The organism is Jatrophihabitans endophyticus, from assembly GCF_900129455.1.
Taxonomy (GTDB): domain Bacteria; phylum Actinomycetota; class Actinomycetes; order Mycobacteriales; family Jatrophihabitantaceae; genus Jatrophihabitans; species Jatrophihabitans endophyticus.
The window spans coordinates 73813-97911 of record NZ_FQVU01000005.1 but is presented as its reverse complement, the minus strand read 5'-3'; the positions used below and the strand labels follow the sequence as shown (position 1 = coordinate 97911).

Below are 24099 nucleotides of genomic sequence, written 5' to 3'. Positions count from 1 at the left end.
GGCGCACGATGAGAGGGTCGGGGCGTGGCGGACGTGTCCGGCGTGCTGGCCGACCTACGGGACGAGAGCGACGAGCTCGACGCCCTCGTCGCCGCGCTCCCACCCGACGGCTGGCGGCGCCCCACCCCCGCCGTCGGCTGGACGATCGCGCACCAGATCGCCCACCTGAGCTGGACCGACGCCGTCGCCCTCACCGCCGCGACCGACGCCGACGAGTTCGCCGCGATCCTCGAGCGCGCGGCGGCGGCGCCCGACTCGTACGTCGACGACGCCGCGGCCGAGCTGGTGGACCAGGACCCCGCCCTGCTCGTGCGCCGCTGGCGGGTGCGGCGCGCGCAGCTGCACGACGCACTCCTCACCGTGCCACCGGACGTGAAGCTGCCGTGGTTCGGGCCGCCGATGAGCGCGACCTCGCTGGCGACGGCCCGCCTCATGGAGACCTGGGCCCACGGTCAGGACGTCGCCGACACGCTCGGCGTGCAGCGGCCACCGACGACGCGTTTGCGCAACATCGCGCATCTCGGAGTGCGCACCCGCGACTTCGCCTACGCGATCCGCGGATTGACCCCGCCGGCGGAGCCGTTCCGCGTCGAGCTCACCGGGCCGTCCGGCGAGATGTGGGCCTGGGGACCGCACGACGCCACGCAGCACGTCGCAGGCGCCGCACTCGACTTCTGCCTGCTGGTCACGCAACGACGGCACCGCAGCGAGCTGCGCGTGACGGCGCTCGGTGCGGACGCCGACGCCTGGCTCGACATCGCCCAGGCCTTCGCCGGCGCACCCGGTCCCGGTCGGGAGCCGGCGTCGTGAGCCGGCCGCTGCACGTCGCGAACGCGTCCGGCTTCTACGGCGACCGCGCCACCGCGCTGTACGACATGGTCACCGCCGACGGCGTCGACGTCGTCACGGGCGACTACCTGGCCGAGCTGACCATGCTGATCCTCGGCCGGGACCGCCTGAAGGACCCCACGCTCGGCTACGCGAAGACGTTTCTGCGTCATCTGGAGTCCGCGCTCGCCCCGGCGCTGGAGCGCGGCGTCCGCATCGTCACCAACGCCGGCGGCCTCAACCCGGCCGGTCTCGCCAACGCCGTCCGGATCCTGGCCGACAGCCTGGGTCTCGACGTCGCCGTCGCGCACGTCGAGGGCGACGACCTGCGTGAGCGGGCCGCCGAGCTCGACCTCGGCGAGCCACTGGCCGCCAACGCCTACCTCGGCGCGTGGGGCATCGCCGAGTGCCTGCGCGCCGGTGCCGACATCGTGGTCACCGGACGCGTCACCGACGCCTCGCTCGTCGTCGGGCCGGCGGCCTGGCACCACGGGTGGAGCCGAACGTCCTACGACGAGCTCGCCGGCGCCGTCGTGGCCGGCCACGTCATCGAGTGCGGTCCGCAGGCGACCGGTGGCAACTACGCGTTCTTCCGCGAACTGCCCGACCTGGACCGGCCACTCGGCTTCCCGATCGCCGAGATCGCCGCCGACGGCTCGGCGGTGATCACGAAGCCCGCCGGCACCGGCGGCGCGGTCACGACCGGGACGGTGACCGCGCAGCTGCTCTACGAGATCGCCGGGGCGCGCTACGCCGGCCCCGACGTCACCACGCGCTTCGACACCGTCCGGCTCGCGGACGACGGCACGGACCGCGTACGGCTCGGCGGCGTGCGCGGCGAGGCGCCGCCCCCCACGCTCAAGGTCGGCCGAAACACCCTGGGCGGCTTCCGCAACGAGGTCACCTTCGTCCTCACCGGACTCGACATCGAGGCCAAGGCCGCCTGGGTCCGGCAGCAGCTCACCGGCGCGACCGCCGAACTGGCCACCGAATGGCGGCTCGCCCGCACCGACCGGCCCGACGCCGACGTGCAGGAGGAGGCGGCCGCGCTGCTGCACTGCGTCGTCCGCGGTCCGGACCCGAAGGCCGTCGGACGCGCGTTCTCCGGACGAGCGATCGAGCTCGCCCTCGCCTCCGTCCCCGGTTTCCACGTCACCGCTCCGCCCGGCGACGCCGCCCCGTACGGCGTGTTCACCGCCGCCGCCGTGCCGGCGAGCGCGGTCCCGCACGTCGCCGTCCTGCCCGACGGCACCCGCGTCGACATCCCCGCGCCCGACGAGACGCGCGAGCTCGACGACCTCGTCGCTGCGCCGCCGACCGGGTACGCGGTCGGCCCGACCCGGCGCGTTCCGCTCGGCCTCGTCGCCGGGGCGCGCAGCGGCGACAAGGGCAGCGCGGCGAACATCGGCCTGTGGACGAGGTCGGACGACGCCTACCGCTGGCTCGCGTCCTACCTGACGGCGGCCGAGCTGCGCCGCCTGTTGCCCGAGGTCGCGCGGCTGGAGGTCACCCGCCACGCGCTGCCCAACCTGCGCGCGGTGAACTTCGTCGTCGAGGGCGTGCTCGGCGAGGGCGTCGCCTACAACGCGCGGCACGACCCCCAGGCCAAGGCGATCGGCGAGTGGCTGCGCTCGCGGCTCGTCGACGTCCCCGAGGAGCTGCTCGATGACTGACCCGTTCGCGACGGCGGAACAGACGGCGCTGCGCGCGACCGTCCGCGACTTCGTCCGTGCCGACGTGGTGCCGAACCTCGCGCGGTGGGAGGACGAGGGCGAGCTGCCCCGCTCGCTGTCGCGACGTGCCGGTGAGCTGGGCCTGCTCGGCGTGGCCTATCCCGAGGCGGTCGGCGGAGGCGGCGGCGACGCCGTCGACGCGCTCGTCGTGGCCGAGGAGTTCCACTACGCCGGTGGCTCGAGCGGCGCCTTCGCCGCGCTCTTCACGACCGGCATCTCGCTCCCCCACCTCGTCCGCAGCGGCGACCGGCACCTGATCGAGCGCTACGTGCGCCCGGCCCTGGCCGGCGACCTCGTCGGCTCACTGGCGATCACCGAACCCGACGGCGGGTCCGACGTCGCCAACATCCGCACCACCGCGAAACGGGACGGCGACGAGTACGTCGTCGACGGCGCGAAGACCTACATCACGTCGGCGGTCCGCGGGGACTTCGTCGTCACCGCCGTGCGCACCGGCGATGCCGGCGCCCACGGCATCTCGCTCCTCGTCGTCGACAAGGGCACGCCCGGCTTCACGGTTTCGCGCAGACTCGCGAAAATGGGTTGGCTCTGCTCCGACACCGCCGAGTTGTCCTATGCCGACGTCCGCGTGCCCGTCACCAACCTCGTCGGCCGGGAGCACGGCGGCTTCGCGCAGCTCGCCGACCAGTTCGTCGCGGAGCGGATCGGGCTGGCCGTGCAGGCGTACGCCTGCGCACAACGGTGCCTGGACCTCACCGTCGAGTGGTGCCGCAACCGCGACACCTTCGGCCGCCCGCTCATCAGCCGACAGCAGGTCCAGCACACGCTGGCCGAGATGGCTCGTCGCATCGAGGTCGCGCGGGTCTACACGCGCTCGGTCGCGGCCCGCTCGACGTCGACCGGCGACCTCGTGCGCGACGCGTGCTTCGCCAAGAACACTGCGGTCGAGACCGGCGAGTGGGTTGCCCACCAGGCCGTCCAGCTGCATGGCGGGATGGGTTACATGCGCGAGGCCGAGGTGGAACGGCAGTACCGCGACATGCGCATCCTCGGCATCGGCGGCGGCACCACGGAGATCCTGGCCGGCCTGGCCGCGAAGACGTTGGGGTACACGGCATGACGGTGCTGCGGACCGCGCTCGACCCGGCCACGCCGGAGTACGCCGCCAATCGGGCCGCGCTGCTCGACCAGCTCGCGGCGCTCGACGCCGAACAGGCCAGGGCGGTCGCCGGGGGCGGCCCCAAGTACGTCGACCGCCACCACGACCGCGGCAAGCTGCTCGTCCGCGAGCGCATCGAGCTGCTCCTCGACCCCGGATCGCACTTCCTCGAACTCGGCACGCTCGCGGCCTGGGGGTCGGACTACACCGTCGGCGCGTCGGTCGTGTGCGGCATCGGCGTCGTCAACGGCGTCGAATGCCTGATCAACGGCTCCGACCCCACCGTCCGCGGCGGCGCGTCCAACCCCTACACGCTGAAGAAGACGCTGCGTGCCAACGAGATCGCGCTCGAGAACCGGCTCCCGGTCATCGGCCTCACCGAGTCCGGCGGCGCCGACCTGCCCACGCAGAAGGACATCTTCATCCCCGGCGGCCGGATGTTCCGCGACCTCACGCGGCTCTCGGCAGCGGGCATCCCCACCATCGCGCTCGTCTTCGGCAACTCGACCGCCGGCGGGGCGTACATCCCCGGCATGAGCGACCACGTCGTCATGATCAAGGAGCGTTCCAAGGTGTTCCTCGCCGGGCCACCGCTGGTGAAGATGGCGACCGGCGAGGACGCCGACGACGAGGCGCTCGGCGGCGCCGACCTGCACGCCCGGCACTCCGGCCTCGCCGACCACTACGCCGAGGACGAGCACGACGCGATCCGCATCGGCCGGCAGATCGTCGGCCGGCTCAACTGGCGCAAGCAGGGGGCTGCACCACGCCCCGCACCGGCCGAACCACGCCACGACCCCGACGAGTTGCTGGGCCTCGTCCCCACCGATCCGAAGACCCCGTTCGATCCTCGCGAGGTCGTCGCCCGCATCGTCGACGGCAGCGACTTCGACGAGTTCAAGCCGCTGTACGGGACGTCGCTGGTCACCGGATGGGCGTCGCTGCACGGTTACCCGATCGGTGTGCTCGCCAACGCTCGTGGCGTGCTGTTCAGCGAGGAGGCACAGAAGGCGGCGCAGTTCATCCAGCTCGCCAATCGCGCGGACACGCCGCTGCTGTTCCTGCAGAACACCACCGGCTACATGGTCGGCGCCGAGTACGAACGTCACGGCATCATCAAGCACGGCGCGCAGATGATCAACGCGGTGTCGAACTCGACGGTGCCGCACCTGACCGTCACGATGGGGGCCTCATACGGCGCCGGCAACTACGGCATGTGCGGACGCGCGTACGGCCCGCGCTTCCTGTTCACCTGGCCGAACGCGCGGTCTGCGGTCATGGGTCCGGCGCAGCTGGCCGGGGTGCTGTCCATCGTCGCCCGGCAGGCCGCCGCCGCGCGCGGGCAGGACTACGACGAGGCGGCCGACACCCAGATGCGCGAGTACGTCGAGGCGCAGATCGAGCAGGAGTCGGCCGCGATGTTCCTGTCGGGCATGGGCTACGACGACGGCATCATCGACCCCCGCGACACCCGCACCGTGCTGGGCATCGCGCTGTCGGCGATCCACTCCGGCCCGATCGCGGGCGCGACGGGATACGGGGTGTTCCGGCTGTGAGCGGGCGGAGGCTGACCACGGTCTTGGTGGCCAACCGCGGCGAGATCGCGCGGCGGGTGTTCCGGACGTGCCGGGACCTCGGGCTCGGCACGGTGGCCGTGTTCAGCGACGCCGACGCGGACGCCCCCTTCGTGGCGGAGGCGGATGCGGCCGTCCGGCTGCCCGGCTCGACACCGCACGACACGTACCTGCGCGCGGATCTCGTCATCGCCGCGGCCCGACGCGCCGGCGCGGACGCCGTGCACCCCGGTTACGGCTTCCTCTCCGAGAACGCGGTGTTCGCGCGCGCGGTGATCGACGCGGGGTTGACCTGGATCGGGCCGCCGGCCGCGGCCGTGGAGCGGATGGGCTCCAAGATCGAGGCGAAGAAGCTGGTGGCGGCGGCCGGGGTGCCGGTCCTGACCGAGCTGGACCCGGCCACGGTGACCGCGGCCGACCTGCCGGTCCTCGTCAAGGCATCCGCGGGAGGCGGCGGCCGGGGCATGCGGGTGGTCACCGAGCTCGCCGTGCTCGCCGCCGAGGTCGAGGCGGCGCAGGCGGAGGCCGCGAGCGCGTTCGGCGACCCCACCGTGTTCTGCGAGCCGTACCTCGCGACCGGACGCCACATCGAGGTGCAGGTGATGGCCGACACCCACGGCACCGTCTGGGCGGTCGGCGAGCGCGAGTGCTCGATCCAACGGCGGCACCAGAAGGTCGTCGAGGAGGCGCCGTCCCCGCTCGTCGAACGGGTCGAGGGCATGCGCGAGGCGCTGTTCACGGCGGCCCGGGCGGCCGCGTCGGCGATCGACTACGTCGGTGCCGGCACGGTGGAGTTCCTGGCCGACGACGACGGCCGCTTCTTCTTCCTCGAGACCAACACCCGGTTACAGGTGGAGCATCCGGTCACGGAGTGCACGACCGGCCTCGACCTGGTCGCCCTGCAACTCGCCGTCGCCGACGGCGAACGTCTGCCCGCGGCACCGCCACCGACCCGCGGGCACGCCATCGAGGTGCGGCTCTACGCCGAGGACCCCGCCGCCGGCTGGCAACCGCAGTCGGGCACGGTGAGTCGCTTCGACGTCCCCGGCGTGACGGCGGAGTTCGACCTCACCGGTGCACCGGCGGGCTTGCGGGTCGACAGCGGGGTGGTGGCCGGTTCGTCGGTGAGCGTGCACTACGACCCCATGCTCGCCAAGGTGATCTCGTGGGCGCCGCAGCGCAGGCAGGCGGCGACCGCCCTCGCGACGGCGCTCGCGCGGTCCCGCATCCACGGCCTCGTCACCAACCGCGATCTGCTGGTCCACGTCCTGCGCCACGACGCCTTCCTCGCCGGCGACACCGACACCGCGTTCCTCGACCGGCACGACCTCGCGACGCTGGCGGCGCCGCTGGCCGGCGAGGACGAGGTCGCGCTGTCCGCTCTCGCCGCGGCGCTGGCGGTGGACGCCGGCGACCGGTCGGCCACGACCGTGCTGCCGCAGCTGCCGTCGAGCTGGCGCAACGTGGTGAGCCAGCCACGCTCGGTGGCCTTCGAGGGTCACGACGTCCGGTTCCGCCACACCAGGGACGGATTGCGGGTGGACGGTCGGGACGACATCGAGCTGGTTCGCGCACATCCCGACCTCGTCGTGCTGGACGTCGCCGGCGTGCGTCGTCGCTTCCAGGTCGTGGTGGGCGAGGACGGCGTGCACGTCGACTCGCCGCTCGGGCCGGTGCGGTTCACGCGTGTCCCGCGCTTCCGTGATCCCAGTACGCAGGCGGCTGCCGGTTCGCTGCTCGCGCCGATGCCGGGTTCCGTCGTGCGCATCGCCGTCGCGGTGGGCGACGCGGTCGGCGCGGGTGACCCGATCCTGTGGCTCGAGGCCATGAAGATGCAGCACCGCATCGCCGCGCCCGCGGCCGGTGTGGTGACCGAGCTGCCGGTCACCGTGGGCCAGCAGATCGACGTCGGCGCGGTGCTCGCCGTCGTGACCGAACCGGACTGAGGAGAGGCGCTGCCGTGGACTTCACCGAGACCGAGGAGCAGCTGGCGCTGCGCAAGGCCGTGGCCGAGCTGGGCCGCCGCTACGGGCACGAGTACACCGCGCCACGCGCCCGCGCGCGGGAACCGCTGACCGAGCTCTGGGCCGAGGCCGGCCGCAGCGGCTTCCTCGGCCTCAATCTGCCCGAGGCCTACGGTGGCGGCGGGGCGGGCATGTACGAGCTCGCCATCGCCGGCGAGGAGCTCAACGCCGCCGGCTGCGGACTGCTGATGATGGTGGTCTCACCGGCCATCAACGGCACGATCATCAGCCGCTTCGGCACCGACGAGCAGAGGCAGCGCTGGCTACCCGGCATCGCGTCCGGCGAGACGATCATGGCGTTCGGCATCACCGAGCCCGACGCCGGCTCGAACTCGCACCGGATCACCACGACCGCGCGCCGCGACGGCAGCGACTGGGTGCTCAACGGCCGCAAGTACTACGTCTCGGGTGTCGACCACGCGCAGGCGATCCTGATCGTCGCGCGGACCGAGGACACCGACACCGGCAAGCTCAGGCCCGCGCTCTTCGCCTTCCCCACCGACACCCCCGGCTTCGAGTACACGGCCATCGACATGGACGTCGTCATGCCCGACCAGCAGTTCGTGCTCTACCTCGACGACGTCCGGCTGCCCGCGGACGCGCTCGTCGGCGAGGGGGACGCCGCGCTCGCGCAGCTGTTCGCCGGGCTGAACCCCGAACGGATCATGGCCGCCGCCGGATCGGTGGGGATGGGGCGGTACGCGCTCGACAAGGCGGTGGCGTACGCGAATCAGCGCACGGTCTGGGGCGGCAAGCCCATCGGCACGCACCAGGGCCTGTCGCACCCGCTCGCGAAGGCCAAGGTCGAGCTCGAGCTGAGCAGACTGATGATGCAGAAGGCCGCAGCGGTCTACGACGCCGGCGACGACATGGGCGCCGGCGAGGCGGCCAACATGGCCAAGTACGCCGCGGCCGAGGCGTCGATCGCGTGCGTCGACCAGGCCGTCCAGACCCACGGCGGGAACGGGCTCGCGCACGAGTACGGGCTGGGGAACCTGCTCATCGGCGCGCGGGTCGCGCGGATCGCACCCGTGTCGCGGGAGATGATCCTGAACTTCGTCGCGCAGTTCTCGCTGGGTCTGCCGAAGTCCTACTAGCGGAACCCGCACCCCCGGGACGCGAGGCGTTCCGCCGCTCACGCCGCCGTCGGCGGACCGACCGAAAGCAGCTGGATGACATGACCGAGCTGGTGCACTACGAGGTGGAGCGGGCGATCGCGGTGGCGACGCTCGACTCGCCGGCGAACCGGAACGCGCTGTCGTCGCAGCTGGTGGGCGAGCTCACCGCGCACCTGGCCGCGGCGGCGGCCGACCCGCAGGTGCGGGCGGTGGTGCTCACGCACACCGGCTCGGTGTTCTGCGCGGGCGCCGACCTGAAGGAGCAGGCGGGCGAGGGCGGCCCGGAGGCCGGGACACGGCGCATGCTGGGACTGCTGCGCACCGTCGTGGAGCTGCCCAAACCGGTGGTGGCACGGGTGGACGGCGCGGTGCGGGCGGGCGGCGTCGGGATCGTCGGCGCCTGCGACATCGCGGTCGTCGGGCCGACGACGACGTTCGCGTTCACCGAGGTGCGGCTCGGGCTGACGCCGGCGATCATCTCGCTGACGACGCTGGGCCGCCTCGGCGAGCGGGCGGCGTCGCGGTACTACCTCACCGGCGAGACGTTCGGCGCCGAGGCAGCCGTCGCGAGCGGGCTGGCCAGTGCCGTGGCCGAGGACACCGGCGCGGAGGTCGAGACGATCTGCGACGCGCTGCGGGCCTGCTCGCCGCAGGGGCTCGCCGAGACCAAGCCGTTGACGACCGCGCGGGCCCGGGCCGCGTTCGACGCGGGAGCGGCGGAGATGCAGGCGCTGTCGGCCCGGCTCTTCGGCTCGGACGAGGCCCGCGAGGGCATGCTGGCGTTCCTGGCGAAGCGGCCGCCGCGGTGGGCGGCGTCGCCGTGACCCACGTGGACGCCCGGGAGCCGCAGCAGGACCGTTCTCGCGCCACGCGGGCGCGGTTGCTGGCGGCCGCGATCACCTGCCTGGCCGAGCTCGGCTGGTCGGCGAGCACCGTTGCGGTCGTGGCCGAGCGGGCCGGGGTCTCGCGGGGCGCCGCGCAGCACCACTTCCCCACCCGCGAGGCGCTGTTCACCGCCGCGCTCGAGCACGTGACCCGCGAGCGGGGCGAGCAGATGCGGCGGCAGTTCGCCGAGCAGGGCCGGCAGCTGTCGACCGAGGCCATCGTCGAGGTGGTCTTCGGCCTGTTCAGCGGCACGTTCTTCCGCGCCGCGCTCATGCTGTGGGTCGCCGCCGCCGCGGAACCGCAGCTGCGTGAGCAGGTCGTGCCGCTGGAGGCGCGGATCGGGCGGGAGGTCCACCGCATGGTCGTCGACGTCCTGGGCGTAGACGAGCGGGTGGACGGCGTGCGCGAGACCGTGCAGGCGACCCTCGACCTCGCGCGCGGTCTCGGCCTGGCCAACCTGCTCACCGACGACGGTGCGCGGCGCGGCCGGATCGCCCGGCAGTGGGCGCACACGCTGGAGCGGACCCTGCCCCGCTGACGACTCGGCGCTCGGCGCTCAGCGCTCGGCGGCCTCGCGCGCGAGCAGTCGGGCCAGCAGCTCGCTGCCCTCGTCGTGGCCCTCGTCGCGGCGCCGGCGCCCCCCACCCTCGGTGCCTGCCGCGCTCCCGGCCGCGCTCCCGGCGTGCCGGCCCTGCGATTCGTCGCGCACGTCGCCGTCGGTGGTCGTGCGGTCGTCGGCGGCCGTGCTGACCTCGGTCGCGTCGGGGGCACCGGTGGCGGTGTCGTCGGCCTCGTCGGCGAAGCGGCGGCGTCGGCCGGTGTAGGCGCCCGCGGCCGGCTCCGGCGCGTGACCGTTCGGTGCGGCGTGCGCGGCACGCGCGGCGTGGCCACCACCGGCGGGCCGCTCGACCGGGGGCGGCGTGGCGGCCGTGCTGGTGCCGTTCGCCGCGGGCGTGGTCTCGATCGGGTCGAGCTCGAAGTCGGTGAAGCGGGTGAGCCTCGGCAGGGATGCGAACGGGTCCTCGCTCGCGGCCGGGCGCGCCGGCTCGGCCGGGCGCGCCGGCTCGGCCGCACGCTCCGGCTCGGCCACACGCTCGGCCACACGCTCGGCCACACGTTCGGGCTGGGCCGGCTGGGCCGGCTGGGAGCGTGACGTCGCCTGCGCGGGCCGGGCCGGCTCCTCGTCGGTCGCGCGCCGGGACGCGCCCTCGGGGCGGTCGTCCGGCGACTGGGCCCGCTGCGGCGGGACCGGCGGCGCCGCCGGCGGCGGCTGGTGCACCCGCGCGGCGGGGTCGGTGGCGGCACGGTCGGTGGCGGCACGGTCGGTGGCGGCACGGTCGGTGGCGGCATGGTGCGGCGCGTCCGGGCGGGACGTCCGCGGCGCCGACCACTCCTGCACGTCCGGCCGCTGCTGCGTCTCCGCTCGCCGTTGTGCCGTGTCGGGACGCTGCTGCGTGTCGGGGCGCTGCGGTGTGTCGGGTCGCTGCTGCGCGGCCGCGGCGGCCGGCGGCGTGACCGGGCGCCGGATCGCCGGCGGCGCCGACGCGGCGGGGGGACGCTGGTCGCCGCGCGGCGCCTGCTGCGCACGCTGGTCGGCCGCCCCCACGGGGGGACCGCCCGCGGCGGCGGGTGCCGGGACGAGCCGCTGCGGCACGAACGGCTGTGCCGGACGCTGGTCGGGACGTGCTGCGGCCGCGTCGGCCGACTGCGATTCCGGCTCGCGCTGCGCGGGCCGGACGTCGGCCTCGACCTCGGCGGCCGGCCGGCTGATCGGCCGGATCCGGGCCGGCTCGACGACCTGGCGCACCGCGATGCGCTGCTCGGCGCGGGCCAGCAGGTCGCGCGCGGCCTGGCCGTCGCTGGCGTCCTTGAGCTGGCGGACCTCGTCCTGCAACGCCTCGAGGTCCGACCCGATCAGCCGCGTCGTCTCGATGCGTTCGAGCCGCAGCTGGCCGCCCACCTTGTCGACGAGGTCCTGCCGCAGGTGGGCGATCTCGCTGCGCAGCGCGGCCGTCTCCCGCCCCACGGCGTTCGCGATCTCGCGCTGGATCATGCGCTCGAGACGGGCCTCCCAGTCCCGGCGGGCCTCGGCGGCCTCGGAGCGCTCGACCGCGCTCGCGGCGCGCACCGCGACCTCGTGCCCCGGCTCGTCGAAGGCCGCGGCCTCGCCGCCGAAGCCGCGGCGGGCCCCGAACATCGAGTAGGCCCCGAGCAGCAGGCCCCAGAGGCCGGCGAGGACGCCGAGCTTGATGCCCTTCTGGGTCGTCTCGGTGACGATCAGCCAGACGGCGACGGCACCGAGCGCGATCGCCACCGCGAAGCCGATCGCACGCAACACGACCGCCCGGGTGAGCGGCGGCTTGTCAGGCGATGGCACCGGGCCAGTTTAGACACCGGCGCCAGCCCCCACGGGGGTGGTGAAACACCGATCTCAGGTGCGCGAGCCGGGGTCGATCCCGGCCCGCTCCAGCCACAGGCCGGAGGCGACGGCGAGGAGCGCGGCGAGCAGCAGCAGACCGCCGACCAGTGCGTCGTGGGTCACCGCGTCCACCGACCCGATGTCGGGCAGCAGCCGCAGCAACAGCCCGACGGCGGCCCCGGCGACACCGGCACCGACCAGTGCGGATGCCTTGCCCAGCGCCACGCACCGGGCGACGACGAGTGCCGCCATGGGTCGCGCGTCCGGCTCGTGGCGGACGGCGGCGGCGACCCGGCGTGCGGTCACCGCCTCGGCGACGGCCAGCACGGCGAGCGGGACCGGGACCACGAACTCGAGCGTGGGCAGCGAGTCGTAGCCGAAGCGCAGCAACAGGTAGACCACGCCGGCGACCGCCGCGAACGTGATGGCGAGCTCGCCCCACGCGGTGCGGCGCATGCTCGGCCGGGTCATGCCCGCCCCTGCGCCGCGACGAGTCGGACGCCGTCGACCTCGTCGGCGGGCAGCGCCGCGAGCCACGCGGCGAGCGGGCGGCCGGCGAGCTCGGCGTCGGGCTCCAGGGCCGTCCACGGGACGAGGACGAAGGCCCGCTGCGCCGCCCGCGGGTGCGGCAGGGTGAGCTCGGGGTCGTCGCTCTCGACCACCGCGCCGGCCGTCTCGACGGTCACGACGTCGACGTCGAGCGTCCGCGGGCCCCACCGGACGTCGCGGACGCGGCCGGCGGCGGACTCCGCGGCGTGGGCGCGGGCCAGCCAGTCCCGCGGCGACGCGGCCGGGTCGGCGACCACGACCACCGCGTTCAGGTAGTCCTGCTGCGGGACCGGGCCCCAGGGCGCCGTCTCGTACACCGGCGAGACGGCCTGCACCCACGGCGCCAGCACGTCCAGCGCGAGGCGCAGCGCCGCCCGCCGGTCGCCGAGGTTGGAGCCGAGCGAGAGCACCGCGCGGCTCATCGCGACGCCTGCTCGCGGCGGATGGTGACGGCGACGTCGGCGAAGGTGAGCGGGATCGGTGCCTGCGGCTTGTGGACGGTGACGGTCGCGGCCGCGACGCGCGCGTCGGACAGGCAGACCTCGGCGAGCCGCTCGGCCAGCGTCTCGAGCAGGTCGACCGCCTCGCCACCCACGACCGTCGCGAGAGCCTCCGCCAGCTCGCCGTAGTGGACGGTGTCGGCGAGGTCGTCCGAGGCCGCCGCGGCGCGGGTCGAGAGCTCCAGCTCGACGTCGACGACGAAGTCCTGGCCCTCGCGCCGCTCGACGTCGAAGACGCCGTGGTGCCCGCGGACGGTGAGCCCCCGGAGCGCGATGCGGTCGGTCATCAGCGCGCCGCTCCCCGGATCGCGGCGACGGCGCGGGCCGCGTCGACGCTGCGGCGCACCTCGTGCACGCGGACCCCCCACACGCCCGCCGCGGCGCAGTGCGCGGTGATCGCGGTGGTGGCGTCCTCGCGCTCGCCGACCGCGCGGGGCGTGCCCTCGGCATCGGCCAGCAGCGTGCCGAGGAACGACTTGCGCGACGCCGCCACCAGCACCGGCAACCCGATCTCGAGCAGGGCGGGCAGCGCCGCGAGCAGCGCCCAGTTGTGCGCGCCGGTCTTGGCGAACCCCAGCCCCGGGTCGATCACCAGCCGGGACGCGGGGATCCCCGCGGCGACCGCGGACTCGACCCGGGCGAGCAGTTCGGCGCGCACGTCGGCGACGACGTCGTCGTACACCGCGTGCTCGCGCATGTTCTCGGCATGCGCCCGCCAGTGCATCAGGCTCCACGGGCACCCCGCGGCGCGGACGACGTCGACCATCGCCGGGTCGGCGAGGCCACCGGAGACGTCGTTGACCATGACCGCCCCCGCGTCGAGCGCGGCGTCGGCCACCGCCGCCCGGTACGTGTCGATCGAGAGGGGGACGCCCGCCGCGGCGAGCTCGCGCACGACCGGCAGGACCCGCCGCAGCTCCTCGGCGGTGTCGATGCGCCGGGCGCCGGGCCGGGTGGACTCCCCGCCGACGTCGACCAGGTCGGCGCCCTCGTCGCGCAGCCGCAGCCCGTGCGCGACGGCCGCGTCGACGCCGGCGTGCCGCCCGCCGTCGGAGAACGAGTCCGGGGTCGTGTTCAGCACGCCCATCACCACGATGCGGTCGTGCCGGCGCGGCAGCGAGCGCGGGAGTCCGCCGCCCACGGCTCAGTGCCCCAGGATCAGGCTCAACGCCTCGGAGCGCGTGCGTGGATCGCCCTTGAAGATGCCGCGGACGGCCGAGGTCATCGTCTGCGACCCCGGTTTGCGGATGCCGCGCATCGACATGCACAGGTGCTCGGCCTGGATCACCACGATGACGCCCTGGGGCTGCAGTCGGGAGGCCAGCGCGTCCGCCACCTGGCTGGTCAGCCGCTCCTGCACCTGCGGCCGGCGCGCGTAGAGGTCGACGAGCCGGGCCAGCTTCGACAGCCCGGTGATCCGACCGTCCGCACCCGGGATGTAGCCGATCGCCGCGGTGCCGTGCCACGGCAGCAGGTGGTGCTCACAGGTCGAGAAGATCGGGATGTCCTTGACCAGCACGAGCTCGTCGTGGTCCTCGTCGAACGTGGTCTCCAGCACGTCGGACGGCTCGGCGTTCAGCCCGCCGAACACCTCGGCGCACGCGCGTGCCACCCGTGCCGGCGTCTTGCGCAGACCCTCCCGGTCGGGATCCTCCCCGATCGCGATGAGCAGCTCGCGCACCGCGGCCTCGGCCCGCTCGACGTCGATGCCGAGCAACTCGCTGTCGCTCACGGCCGCGGGGGACCCCCGTACTCACCGCCGGTGGGCGGCGGCCCGAAGTACCCGCCGCCCGAGGCCGGCGGCTGCGGCGTCACCGGTTCGGGCGTGACGCCGGGCTGGGCGCCGTTCGCGCCGTTGGCGCCGTTGCCGTTGGCCGAGCCGTTCACCGCGTGCTTGCGCAGCGACGGCGGGATGTCGACCGGGGGCCGGTCGCTCGGCGTGCGCTTGCCGAAGGCGGTGAACGTGTTGTGCGGCGGCCGCTTGCGCACCGGCTCGAGGATCCGCTCCAGGTCGTCCTTGGACAGCGTCTCCTTCTCGACGAGCTCGAGCACCATCGCGTCCAGCGCGTCGCGGTACTGCTGCAAGATCTCCCACGCCTCGTCGTGCGCGCCCTCGATCAGGTCGCGGACCTCGGCGTCGATGTCGGCCGCGATGTCCTCGGAGTAGTCGCGCTGGCTGCCGTAGTCGCGTCCCATGAACGGCTCGGCGTCGCCGGTGCCGTACTTCACCGCGCCCAGCTTGGTGCTCATGCCGTACTCGGTGACCATCGCGCGCGCCAGCTTCGTGGCCTTCTCGATGTCGTTGGAGGCCCCGGTCGTCGGCTCGTGGAAGACGAGCTCCTCGGCCGCGCGACCGCCGAGGGCGTAGACGAGCTGGTCGAGGATCTCCGCGCGCGTCTGGGTGTAACGGTCCTCGAGCGGGAGCACCAGGGTGTGCCCCAGCGACCGGCCGCGCGGCAGGATCGTCACCTTGTGCACCGGGTCGAGGTTCGGCATCGCCCACGCGGTCAGCGCGTGGCCCGCCTCGTGGTAGGCGGTGACCCGCTTCTCCTTGTCGCTCATGGCCCGCGTCTTGCGCTCGGGGCCGGCGATGACGCGATCGATCGACTCCTCGAGCGCGGCGAGCGTGATGAGCCGGCCGTTGTTGCGTGCGGTGAGCAGCGCGGCCTCGTTGATGACGTTGGCGAGGTCGGCCCCGGTGAAGCCCGGCGTGCGGCGCGCGATGACGCCGAGGTCGACGTCGGCGGCGAACGGCTTGCCCTTGGCGTGCACCTTCAGCACCGCCTCGCGACCGATAACGTCGGGGGCGCCGACGGCGATCTGGCGGTCGAAGCGGCCCGGGCGCAGCAGCGCGGGGTCGAGGATGTCGGGACGGTTCGTCGCGGCGATCATGATCACGCCGCCCTTGACGTCGAAGCCGTCCATCTCGACGAGCATCTGGTTCAGCGTCTGCTCGCGCTCGTCGTGGCCACCGCCCATGCCGGCGCCGCGATGGCGACCGACGGCGTCGATCTCGTCCACGAAGATGATGGCCGGCGCGTTCGACTTGGCCTGCTCGAACAGGTCGCGGACGCGGCTCGCGCCGACGCCGACGAACATCTCGACGAAGTCGGAGCCCGAGATGGAGTAGAACGGCACGCCCGCCTCGCCGGCGACCGCGCGGGCGAGCAGCGTCTTGCCGGTGCCGGGCGGGCCGTAGAGCAGGACGCCCTTCGGGATTTTGGCGCCGATCGCCTGGAACTTGGCTGGGTTGGCCAGGAACTCCTTGATCTCGTCGAGCTCCTGGATGGCCTCGTCGGCCCCGGCCACGTCGGCGAACGTGGTCTTCGGCGTGTCCTTGCTGACGAGCTTGGCCTTGCTCTTGCCGAAGCTCATGACCCGGTTGCCGCCGCCCTGCACCTGGCTCATGACGAAGAACAGCACGCCGAAGATGAGCAGGAACGGCAGCAGGCTGAACAGCAGCGACAGCCAGGTGTTGTCCTTGGCGACGTAGGTGCGAAAGCTCAGGCCGTCGCTCTTTGCGGACGCGGCACTCAGCGTGTTGTAGACCTCGTCGGCCGCGCCGGACGGGTACTGGGCGCTGATCTTGGTGTACTTGCCCTGGAACCGGTCGCCGCTCTTGAGGTCGAGCTTGATCATCTGCGCCTTGTCATCGATGACGACCTTAACGACGTTGCCGGCCGAGACCTGCTTCAGCGCGTCGGAGGTGTTGACGCCGTGGTAGTCGTCGCCGCCGGAGAGGATGTTCGGCAGCACGACGAAGCCGAAGATGATCACGATGGCCCAGAGCCACCACGACCGGAGAATGCGCCTGCGATTCATATCGTTACCACGAACGGCGGGCCGTTCGCGTTCCTTCCGACGACTGGACGGCTGACGAGGGCCTGGGCGGTCAGCCCACCGCCGTGATTCCGGCCCTCCTGAGCCCCCGACGGTACACGTCAGCCCCCGTAGACCGCGGGCCTGAGGCGGCCGATGTAGGGCAGGTCGCGGTAGCGCTCGGCGTAGTCGAGGCCGTACCCCACGACGAACTCGTTGGGGATGTCGAAGCCCACGTAGTCGACGGAGATGTCCACCTTGAGCGCGTCGGGCTTGCGCAGCAGGGTCACGATGCGGATCGAGCGGGGATGGCGGCTGCGCAGGTTCTTCAGCAGCCACGACAGCGTCAGGCCGGAGTCGATGATGTCCTCGACGATGAGGACGTCCTGGTCGGCGATGTCGCGGTCGAGATCCTTGAGGATGCGGACGACCCCGCTGCTCTGCGTGCCGCTGCCGTAGGAGCTCACGGCCATGAACTCCATGGTGGACGGCCGCTCCAGCGCCCGGGCGAGGTCGGACATGAACATGGCCGCGCCCTTGAGCACGCCGACGAGCATGGGCTCGCGATCGGCGTAGTCGGCGTCGATCTGCGCGGCGAGCTCGCCGATCTTCTCGCGGATCTGCTCGGTGGAGATGAGGGTCTGCTCGATGTCTGCGTCGAGTTCACTCATGGATCGGGGTCACGCCTCGCGCGAATCGTCGCTCACGACGCCGAGTGTTCCAGACGCCCGTCGGACGCGGACGCCGCCCGGCAGCTCGATCGGTCCCTGGCCGCGCCAGTCGGTGACCAGCGTGTCGAGGGCGGCCGTCCGTTCGGCGCTCAGCGGCCCCGCCCCCGCCGCCGTGGCCCAGCGCCGGAGCACGCGGCTGCGCAGGGCGGCGGGCAGATCGGCAAGCGGGCCGACGTCGAGCGTCGCGTCCACCGGGTACCCGGCGGCCCCGGCGTCCAGCGCGTCGAGGTCGGCGCGCAGCAGCGTCGCGGTGCGGGCGAGCGCCTCGGCCACGCCGCCACCGAGGACGTCCTCGAGCACCGGCAGCGCCTCGTGCCGCAGCCGGGCGCGGCGGAACGCGGGATCGGTGTTGTGGGGGTCGTCCCACACCGGCAGGTCGAGGTCGGCGCAGGCCTGCCGGGTCGTCGCGCGGCGCACCGCGAGCAGGGGCCGCAGCCGGCGTCCCGCCGCGGGCCGCATCCCGGCCAGCGAGCGCGGACCGGAGCCGCGGCCGAGGCCGAGCAGCACGGTCTCGGCCTGGTCGTCGAGGGTGTGGCCGAGCAGCAGTCGGGCGTCCAGGGTCTCGGCCGCGGCGTCGAGGGCGGCGTACCGCGCGTCGCGGGCGGCGGCCTCCGGACCGCCGGACGCCGCCACCGTGACCGTCGCCGCCTGGACCGGGTCCAGGCCGAGCTCGAAGCCCCACGCCGCCACCCGTCGCGCCCGCTCGGCCGACCCGGGCTGCAGGCCGTGGTCGACGGTGATCATGCCGGCGCAGAGCCCGAGCCGCGGCGCGACGAACGCGGTCGCGGCGGCGAGCGCGATCGAGTCGGCGCCACCGGAGCACGCGACCAGCACCGGCGTCCGGTCGTCACCCAGCGCGGCGCGCACCGCGGCCCGCACCGCTGCCACCGCCGACGTCGGCCCCATCAGCTACCGGCCCGAAGGGCGCAACGCCCGCCCCGTCCCGGTGATCCACATCCACCTACCGTCGCCCCGACAACGAGAAACGGATGTCGATCACCGATCGCCGCGGGCCGGGCCCGGTGATCGACATCCGCATACCGTCGCCCCGGCAACGAGAAACGGATGTCGATCACTGAGTTGGGGCCGCCGGTCACGCGTGGACGCGGGCGATCCACAACTCGGGGTCGGTGATCTCGGCCCGGGTTGGCAGGGTCTCGCGCGACGTCCAGATCGCGTTGAAGTCGTCGACGCCGATGCGGTCGACGACGGTGCGCACGAAGGCCGAGCCGTCGATGTACTGGCGGGTCTTGGCCTCCATGCCCAGCACGCGGCGCAGCAGCCGGTCGAGGGGGTTCCCGCCGCGCCGACGCCGCGTCGCGAAGCGGTTCTCGATGACCTGCTGGCTCGGGATGACGGTCGGGGAGACCGCGTTCATCACGTACTCCGCATGACCCTCGACGAGCGACATGAACGCGGTGACCCGCTCGAGGACGGCGCGCTGCTCGGGCGTCGCGAGGACGGCGAGCACGCCGGCACCGTTGCCCTGGCCGCGGACCACCTTGACGAGCTCGCCGACCGCGCCGGAGAGCCGGCGACGCATCTCGGCCGGGTCGGTGTCGATGCTCGCGCTGAGCGCGTCGATCTCGTCGAGCATGTGCCGGCGCAACCACGGCACGGCGGTGAACTGGACGCGGTGGGTGACCTCGTGCAGGCAGACCCAGAGGCGGAAGTCGTGGGGATCGACCTTGAGCTGCCGCTCGACCGCGACCAGGTTCGGCGCCACGAGCAGCAGCTGGCCGCCGGCGCGTTCGAAGAACTCGAACTGCCCGAGAACCTTGCCGGACAGGAATCCCAGCACGACGCCGACCTGGATGCCGGTCAGCCGGCCGCCCACGCGTTCGGCCACCTTGCCCACCGGGTTGTCCTCGGTCAGGCGCTCGACGACCGGCGCCATCACGTTGCGCATCCCGGCGGCGTTGGTCTCGATCCACGCCGGCCGGTCGATGACCCGCGTGACGGCGGTGACCGGCGGCTCGTGCAGGTGGGTCAGCTCGGCGACGACGTCGGCCGCCTGCGCCGTGGCGCGGTACAGCTCGTCGACCGCGTCGTCGGCCTCGCGGCGCGAGACGTCGGGGGACGCGGGGCTGAACCGCTTGCCGGCGCGGACGGCGAGGTTCCAGTCGATGAGCGAGCCGGAGCCGTCCTGGGGCATGGGTACACGCTACCCACGCCTCGCGAACCGCGCGCTTTTGGCGGCTGAGCGCAGCATGCTGCGCTCAGCCGCCAAAAAGCGGTCGGGTCAGCAGCGGCAGGTGGCGAGCCGGGCGACGAGGGCGTCGAGGGCCGCCTGCGCCGCGGCGGTGTCGTCGTTGCGGTCGGCGAACACGGCGAACGCGACGAGTCCACCCCGGGGCGTGTGGACGAGTCCGGCGAGGGTGGAGACGCCGGTGAGCGTGCCGGTCTTGGCGCGGACGAGGCCGGCCCCGGCCCGGCTCGCCCCGGAGAGGTAGCGGGGGGCGAGCGAGCCCGACCAGGCCGCGACCGGCAGGGCGCCGGTGATGCCGCGCACACCCTGGTTCGACGAGCGGACGACTGCATGCAGCAGTGCGGTGAGCGCGGCGGGGCTGATCCGGTCGGCCGGGGCGAGCCCGCTGCCGTCGCGCAGGCCGCCGCCGATGTCGACGCCGAGCCGGTCCCGCAGCACCGCGCGCACGGCCGCCGCCGCCCCGGGGAACGAGGCCGTCGCGTGCTGCGAGCGGGCGACCTGGCGCGCCAGGCTCTCGGCGATCACGTTGTCCGACTGCAGCAGCATCTGCTCGACCAGCGTGGCGATCGGCGCGGAACGCACCGCGGCCACGACGCGGCCGGTGGCGGTCGTGGTCGCCGTCCTGGTCACCGGCAGCGAGGATCGGCCGAGCAGCCGGGCGAAGGCCTTGCCGGCGGCGACGTCGGGGGTGGCGCTGCGGACGTCGTCGTCGGGGTCGGCGCGTCCGCCGTCGGCCAGCAGCGGGGTGATGGCCGCGCCGTACTCGCTGGGGACGTCCTCGGCGGCCCAGTCGGGCGAGACGGTCGCCCCCCGGTACGCGCTGTCGTCGACCACGATCCGGCGCACCGACACCTTGGCGCGGCGCACCTGGGCGGCGAGGTCGGCGAGGCGCGCCGCGCCCGCGTAACGGGGTCGCTCGCCCGCCCCGGCCGCGCTCAACGTCGGGTCACCGGCGCCGACGAGCACGAGCGTGCCCCGCCCGTCGCTGCGCGCCACGGTGCGGATGCGGTCGGTCGCCGCGTGCACGGCCAGCACGGCGGCCGCCGTCGTCAGCTTGAGCGTGGACGCGGGCGCGGCACCGGTGCCGCCGGACCGGTCGAGCAGCGTGCTGCCGGTGCGGGCGTCGACGACCTGCGCGAGCACCCGCGGGCCGAGACCGGCGGCGCGCAGTGCCGGTCGGAGCGCCGTCGCGATCGCGGCGCGGGACGGCACCGGCGTGGTCGTCGCGGCCGCCGCCCGTGGCGCCGCGTCCGCACCGGCGTAGGCCGACGGTGTCGGCACCGACCGCTGTTGCGCGGTCGGCTGCGGCCTGCGCAGGTGGTCGGTGACGAGGAAGCCGGCCGCGGCCGCCGCGGCGGCGAGCACGATGACGAGCAGCACGAGAGCTGACGTGCGCAGACGGTGCCGGGCCACGATGCGCCACACTAGGCGGTGACCCGGCGTCAGCGGCCAGCGTGGCGGCCCGACGTCGTCCCGCCGTCAGCCCGACCGGCCCCGACCCGCCCGTGCCGAAGGAGTACAGCAGTGGAGTTCGACGTCCTCATCGAGATCCCCCGTGGCAGCCGCAACAAGTACGAGGTCGACCACGAGACCGGCCGCATGCGCCTCGACCGGACGCTGTTCACCTCGACCCAGTACCCGGCCGACTACGGCTTCATCGAGGACACGCTCGGCGAGGACGGCGATCCGCTGGACGCGCTGGTGCTCGTGCACGGGGACCCGCTGTTCCCGGGCGTCCTCGTCCGCTGCCGGGCGATCGGCATGTTCCGCATGACCGACGAGAAGGGCGGCGACGACAAGGTGCTCGCCGTCCCCACCGCGGACCCGCGCCTGGAGCACCTGCGCGACATCCACCACCTCCCGGAGTTCGACCGTCTCGAGATCCAGCACTTCTTCGAGGTCTACAAGGAGCTGGAGCCGGGCAAGAGCGTCGAGGGCGCCAACTGGGTGAACCGTCGCGAGGCCGAGGCCGAGATCGACCGTTCCCGCACGCGGCTGGCCGAGTCGCCGCACGAGGACGCCCACGAGGCCGAGGTGTCCGACTCCGACGACCAGACCCCGGTCGAGAACCGCCGCGAGCAGTAGGCCCCGGCCGGTTACGAGTCCCGCTCGACCAGCTCGGCCGGCCGGCCCGGGACGGGGTCGATGGCGACGGGCCGGTAGCCGGCGAAGCTGCTCGGCCGTGGGTTGCTGCACGTCAGCCCGGTCGCCTCGACGACCTCGACGCGGACGGTGACGTCCACGTCGCCGCGCGGACTGCGCAGCCGCACGACCGCGACGCCGTCGACCGGTGCCGGCACGTGGATCACCTGCAGGTCGCGGCGGCGGCGCAGCGCGAGTTCCTCGTGGGCGTGGGCGAGCGCCGTTTGCCCCGCCGGCGGCAGTCCGATGCGTCCCCGCAGCAGGGCACCGATGACCTCGCCGGCCTCGGCCGCCGCGACGAACTCGGCCGCCGCGAACGGCAGCACCCGGCCGTACTGCAGGCCGAGCGGCAGGACGAGCACGTTCGCGGCGAAGCGGTCGCCGCCCAGGTGGCTGCTCTCCCACACCCGGCCGGGACGCAGCGCCTCGAACGCCGCCGCCACCGGCCGGCCCCGCAGGGCGCAGCACGCGTCGTGGCGGCTGTGGGCGCAGACGAGGTAGACCGGATCGTCGTCGGCGACACCGCCGGCGCCGGCCGGGTCGTCGGGGTCGAGCTCGAGCAGCTCCGCGTCGTGGACGTAGCTGCCCCACCACAGCGACTCGTGTTCGTCGCGGGTGTCGACGACGGCCCAGCGGCGCACCGTGCCCACCGGCGTGCGGCCGGGGCGACGGATGGCCTGCACGCGGACCCCCGACCGCCCGAGCCGTGCCTGCAGCTGCGCCGCGACGGATCGGTCGAAGTGGGAGTCGGCGAGGCCCTGCCGCCCCCACGGCCCGGGCTGCTCGACGAGCAGCAGCCGCGCCGCCGGGAACGCCGTGCCGATCATCGGGTCGTCGCGCAGCTGCGAGCGCAGCGCGCACCGGTCCGGGGTCTCGCGAGGCCGCGGCGGGTGATGGTCCCGCGGGTTCACGACGGTCAGTGTGTCAGCTGCCCGCCGGAACGAGAACGCCGTCGCGCAGCAACCGGCGGACGAGCGCGAGCCGGCCGTCGTCGTCGAGTCCGGGCAGCTCGGCCGGGGTGAACGCCGCACCGGTCAGGACGGTCTTCACCGCGTCGGCGGCGGCCGCCGGGACCGTGACCGTGCGGTCGAGCAGGACGAGGGCGGTCGCGCCGTCGGCGTCGCGCCGGACCCGGATCCGCAGCCCCGCCCGCCGCCGTACCGGCGTGGCGGCGGTGAGCGACGCCGCGGCCGTCAGCTGCGCCAACGGAGCGAGGGCCTCGGGGCGGGTGCGTTGCATCAGGTTCGTGCCGACGTGCTCGGCGGCCGCGGCCACGGGTTGCGCGTCGAGCGCGCGATGCAGGGCCGCGAGCGTCGCGCTCAGCTCGTCGGCGAGGACGTCGGGGTCGGCGAGGTCGACGCCGACGGGCAGCGACGTCCGCAGCGCCGGATCCTCCTGGACGGCGGCGAGCAGGTGCTTGACGAGGTGGTAGCGGGTCAGCGGGTGCACGCCCACGGTGAGGTGGATCGAGGTCTCGCCGAGCGCAGCCGCCGAGTGGATCGTGCCGCGCGGGAGGTAGAGCGCGTCGCCCGGCTCGATCACCGTGTCGATCACCGGCTCGTCGGCCGTGCGCGCGGCGACGGCGTCCTTGCGCTTGTCCCAGGGCTGGTTGTCCAGCGGCGAGTCGACGACCGGCGCGTGGATCGTCCACTTCTTGCGGCCGGACACCTGGAGCACGAAGACGTCGTGGACGTCGTAGTGGGCCGCGAAACCCTGGTTCTGCGGCGGGGTGACGTAGGCGTTGACCTGGACGGGGTGACCGAGCTCGTCAGCCAGCCGCGAGCCGAACTCGACCAGCGGCGGCCAGCTGCGGTGCAGCGCCTGCAGGACGAGGGTCGCGCCGTCGCCGAGCTGGGCGAGCACCTTGTCGTCGGCAGCCAGGTCGGTGACGGTCGCACCGGCCCCGCCGCCGCGAGTGAACGTCCCGGCGTTGAGGACGGCGCCTTCCTTGGCCATGCGCAGGAAGGGGGTGCGCAGACCGCGCTCGGACACCAGCTCGTCGACCGCGGCGGTGTCGAGCAGGTCGGTGAAGCTACCGCGCAGTTCGGCGGCACGACTGAGCAGCGGGGCGCGGCCCCAGTACTCGCGGGCGAAGACATCGGCGGTGCAGGAGACGCAGCGCGTGAGCGCAGCGCCCCCCGCACCGCCGGTCGCCTCGATGGCGTGGGCCACGCTCAGCTGTCCGCCGGGCCCTCGGGGCCGCCGGTCGCCGGGCCGTCCGCGCCGCCGTCACCGCTGTCGGCCGGGCCCTCGGGGCCGCCGGTCGCCGGGCCGTCCGCGCCGCCGTCACCGCTGTCGGCCGGGCCCTCGGGGCCGCCCGTCGCCGGGCCGTCCGCGCCGCCGTCACCGGAGTCGGCACCACCGTCGGCACCGCCGTCCGCGCCGCCGTCCGCGCCGCCGTCACTGGTCAGGATGTCGTCGTCGTCGAGACTCATCGTCCGTCCTCTC

General features: G+C 74.1%; 23 protein-coding genes. 9 read left to right on the top strand and 14 right to left on the bottom strand.

Annotation, left to right across the window (positions count from 1 at the left end; all coding sequences use genetic code 11):
* Positions 1–24: 24 nt before the first annotated feature.
* The 8 genes from BUE29_RS17120 to BUE29_RS17085 all read left to right on the top strand — a co-directional run bounded on the left by BUE29_RS17120 (position 25) and on the right by BUE29_RS17085 (position 9820).
* Positions 25–810, top strand: coding sequence for a TIGR03084 family metal-binding protein (locus tag BUE29_RS17120; protein ID WP_073391663.1), 786 nt, complete (start codon positions 25–27; stop codon positions 808–810).
* A 65-nt stretch (positions 811–875) separates the two neighbouring features.
* Entirely contained in the window at positions 876–2501 is a 1626-nt protein-coding gene (locus tag BUE29_RS17115; RefSeq protein WP_407657346.1) for an acyclic terpene utilization AtuA family protein, read from the top strand.
* Positions 2494–3642: an acyl-CoA dehydrogenase family protein gene (locus BUE29_RS17110; RefSeq protein WP_073391661.1), complete on the top strand. Its 1149-nt coding sequence runs from the start codon at positions 2494–2496 to the stop codon at positions 3640–3642. The genes BUE29_RS17115 and BUE29_RS17110 overlap by 8 nt, the downstream gene beginning before the upstream one ends.
* Entirely contained in the window at positions 3639–5237 is a 1599-nt protein-coding gene (locus tag BUE29_RS23235; RefSeq protein ID WP_073391660.1) for an acyl-CoA carboxylase subunit beta, read from the top strand. Before BUE29_RS17110 ends, BUE29_RS23235 begins: the two co-directional genes overlap by 4 nt.
* Complete coding sequence (locus BUE29_RS17100; RefSeq protein ID WP_143168226.1) at positions 5234–7201, top strand: acetyl/propionyl/methylcrotonyl-CoA carboxylase subunit alpha; 1968 nt, start codon at positions 5234–5236, stop codon at positions 7199–7201. The genes BUE29_RS23235 and BUE29_RS17100 overlap by 4 nt, the downstream gene beginning before the upstream one ends.
* A gap of 14 nt (positions 7202–7215) precedes the next feature.
* Positions 7216–8376 carry an acyl-CoA dehydrogenase family protein gene (locus BUE29_RS17095; protein ID WP_073391659.1) on the top strand — a complete coding sequence of 387 codons (1161 nt, stop codon included), beginning with the start codon at positions 7216–7218 and terminating at the stop codon, positions 8374–8376.
* Between the two features lie 80 nt (positions 8377–8456).
* Positions 8457–9221 (top strand): enoyl-CoA hydratase family protein, encoded by a 765-nt coding sequence (locus BUE29_RS17090; RefSeq protein WP_073391658.1) that lies wholly within the window; start codon positions 8457–8459, stop codon positions 9219–9221.
* The gene (locus BUE29_RS17085) at positions 9218–9820 is read left to right on the top strand and encodes a TetR/AcrR family transcriptional regulator (protein ID WP_234971505.1); all 603 of its coding nucleotides are present in this window, start codon (positions 9218–9220) and stop codon (positions 9818–9820) included. Before BUE29_RS17090 ends, BUE29_RS17085 begins: the two co-directional genes overlap by 4 nt.
* Positions 9821–9838: 18 nt before the next feature.
* Here the strand turns inward: BUE29_RS17085 and BUE29_RS17080 are convergent, their stop codons facing one another.
* From BUE29_RS17080 to dacB, 11 genes are all read right to left on the bottom strand, one after another.
* Complete coding sequence (locus tag BUE29_RS17080; protein ID WP_143168225.1) at positions 9839–11659, bottom strand: DUF6779 domain-containing protein; 1821 nt, start codon at positions 11657–11659, stop codon at positions 9839–9841.
* 54 nt (positions 11660–11713) lie between these two features.
* Complete coding sequence (locus BUE29_RS17075; RefSeq protein ID WP_073391655.1) at positions 11714–12172, bottom strand: DUF3180 family protein; 459 nt, start codon at positions 12170–12172, stop codon at positions 11714–11716.
* Entirely contained in the window at positions 12169–12672 is a 504-nt protein-coding gene (gene folK, locus BUE29_RS17070) for a 2-amino-4-hydroxy-6-hydroxymethyldihydropteridine diphosphokinase (protein ID WP_073391654.1), read from the bottom strand. The genes BUE29_RS17075 and folK overlap by 4 nt, the downstream gene beginning before the upstream one ends.
* Entirely contained in the window at positions 12669–13037 is a 369-nt protein-coding gene (gene folB, locus BUE29_RS17065) for a dihydroneopterin aldolase (protein WP_073391653.1), read from the bottom strand. Before folB ends, folK begins: the two co-directional genes overlap by 4 nt.
* Positions 13037–13837, bottom strand: coding sequence for a dihydropteroate synthase (gene folP / locus BUE29_RS17060; RefSeq protein ID WP_073391931.1), 801 nt, complete (start codon positions 13835–13837; stop codon positions 13037–13039). Before folP ends, folB begins: the two co-directional genes overlap by 1 nt.
* A gap of 57 nt (positions 13838–13894) precedes the next feature.
* A complete protein-coding gene (gene folE, locus BUE29_RS17055) occupies positions 13895–14482 on the bottom strand; it encodes a GTP cyclohydrolase I FolE (RefSeq protein ID WP_073391652.1) in 588 nt (195 codons plus the stop codon).
* Positions 14479–16572 (bottom strand): ATP-dependent zinc metalloprotease FtsH, encoded by a 2094-nt coding sequence (ftsH, locus tag BUE29_RS17050; RefSeq protein ID WP_084181331.1) that lies wholly within the window; start codon positions 16570–16572, stop codon positions 14479–14481. The genes folE and ftsH overlap by 4 nt, the downstream gene beginning before the upstream one ends.
* Before the next feature lie 119 nt (positions 16573–16691).
* Complete coding sequence (gene hpt / locus BUE29_RS17045) at positions 16692–17240, bottom strand: hypoxanthine phosphoribosyltransferase (protein ID WP_073391651.1); 549 nt, start codon at positions 17238–17240, stop codon at positions 16692–16694.
* Between the two features lie 9 nt (positions 17241–17249).
* On the bottom strand, positions 17250–18209 hold the full coding sequence (gene tilS / locus BUE29_RS17040; protein ID WP_073391650.1) for a tRNA lysidine(34) synthetase TilS: 960 nt from the start codon (positions 18207–18209) through the stop codon (positions 17250–17252).
* Positions 18210–18393: 184 nt separating this feature from the next.
* A complete protein-coding gene (locus BUE29_RS17035) occupies positions 18394–19455 on the bottom strand; it encodes a zinc-dependent metalloprotease (protein WP_073391649.1) in 1062 nt (353 codons plus the stop codon).
* Between the two features lie 87 nt (positions 19456–19542).
* On the bottom strand, positions 19543–20922 hold the full coding sequence (dacB, locus tag BUE29_RS17030) for a D-alanyl-D-alanine carboxypeptidase/D-alanyl-D-alanine endopeptidase (RefSeq protein ID WP_159440890.1): 1380 nt from the start codon (positions 20920–20922) through the stop codon (positions 19543–19545).
* A 111-nt stretch (positions 20923–21033) separates the two neighbouring features.
* Between dacB and BUE29_RS17025 the strand changes: the two genes are divergently transcribed.
* On the top strand, positions 21034–21594 hold the full coding sequence (locus tag BUE29_RS17025; RefSeq protein WP_073391647.1) for an inorganic diphosphatase: 561 nt from the start codon (positions 21034–21036) through the stop codon (positions 21592–21594).
* An 11-nt stretch (positions 21595–21605) separates the two neighbouring features.
* Here the strand turns inward: BUE29_RS17025 and BUE29_RS17020 are convergent, their stop codons facing one another.
* From BUE29_RS17020 to BUE29_RS17010, 3 genes are read right to left on the bottom strand one after another with little or no spacing between them, the layout of a single operon-like run.
* Positions 21606–22562, bottom strand: a complete 957-nt coding sequence (locus tag BUE29_RS17020) for a sucrase ferredoxin (RefSeq protein WP_073391646.1) — start codon at positions 22560–22562, stop codon at positions 21606–21608.
* A gap of 13 nt (positions 22563–22575) precedes the next feature.
* Positions 22576–23829 (bottom strand): cupin domain-containing protein, encoded by a 1254-nt coding sequence (locus BUE29_RS17015; protein ID WP_073391645.1) that lies wholly within the window; start codon positions 23827–23829, stop codon positions 22576–22578.
* Positions 23826–24086: a hypothetical protein gene (locus BUE29_RS17010; RefSeq protein ID WP_073391644.1), complete on the bottom strand. Its 261-nt coding sequence runs from the start codon at positions 24084–24086 to the stop codon at positions 23826–23828. Before BUE29_RS17010 ends, BUE29_RS17015 begins: the two co-directional genes overlap by 4 nt.
* Positions 24087–24099: the final 13 nt, after the last annotated feature.